Genomic DNA, 854 nt, shown 5'->3' on the forward strand with positions numbered 1-854 from the left:
CAAACTCCCAGATTTCTATATTTCCGCCGGAGCCCTCGCGAAAAGGCATAGAGACAAAAGCATTATTATTCGTATTGTCAAACGCCTGACCGCCTATTCTGACCCAGAATGATGATCTGGCTGCAATCATTTGTGTGTTTGGGTGGACTTTAGTCGGGAAATAAACCTCTTTAATGGTTCCCTGTCCGGCATCCTGCACTTTCGGACAATGAAACGACTGTTTTCTGATTAGCCCTAACGCTATATTAGTGCCGTCAATTTGCATCCGGCCGGTGTCACCAAAACATATAAAACCGTGTTTCATGATTTAACACCATATAATATGCGCATATAAGTTTCCCTGGCTCTCTGCTCATCGTTTCGCTTTAAATTACCTTCAAAAACAATTACACCATTTTCAACCCGGCAGTCGCACCAGCCGTTATGATTGAACCAAAAGCTCGGATTAACCCAGACAAAAATCTCCCCCATCGGTAACAGATTCCGGTGATCCCAGCTGTATTTAAACTGACCGACCGGTGCGGGATTAACATCATGCCACCCGACGAATCTGCCGAGTCTTTTGCTGGAATCTAATATTTTATTACCATGTTCATCATATACAATAATTCCATGAGCCATATTAATACCCCGATATATCACCAACAATAACAGTCAGACGTTTGTTGTCATACACCTTAATACCATCTGCTGTAATAGAGGTTCCATTTGTTGTCGTCCCGCCAAAGAACTCGAATTTATTAGCCTTTGCATCCAGAATAAAACCCTGCTGACCCGGTACGTAGTTCTCCGACTGCATTTTGTCAGTAACAACCACGCTGTTGAGCCAGGCTTTGTTAATAAAGGCTTCGTTC

The 854-nt window shown here is 43.2% G+C and carries 2 protein-coding genes and 1 pseudogene; all 3 read right to left on the bottom strand.

What is annotated here, in order from left to right; genetic code table 11:
• Positions 1-304, bottom strand: a pseudogene (locus HMPREF3119_RS19840) (hypothetical protein); the annotation flags it as partial.
• A complete protein-coding gene (locus HMPREF3119_RS11565; protein WP_070579788.1) occupies positions 301-621 on the bottom strand; it encodes a hypothetical protein in 321 nt (106 codons plus the stop codon). The pseudogene HMPREF3119_RS19840 and the gene HMPREF3119_RS11565, both read right to left, overlap by 4 nt.
• A 1-nt stretch (position 622) precedes the next feature.
• Positions 623-854 (bottom strand): phage tail tip fiber protein (locus HMPREF3119_RS11570; RefSeq protein ID WP_139144845.1); only part of this gene is annotated, 232 nt, incomplete at its 5' end.

Origin of the sequence: Morganella sp. HMSC11D09 (assembly GCF_001807955.1) — a bacterium.
Lineage (GTDB): Bacteria > Pseudomonadota > Gammaproteobacteria > Enterobacterales > Enterobacteriaceae > Morganella > Morganella morganii.

Coding starts and splice junctions, on each gene's coding strand:
- HMPREF3119_RS11565 (WP_070579788.1), bottom strand. CDS start 621: ATGGCTCATGGAATTATTGTATATGATGAACATGGTAATAAAATATTA.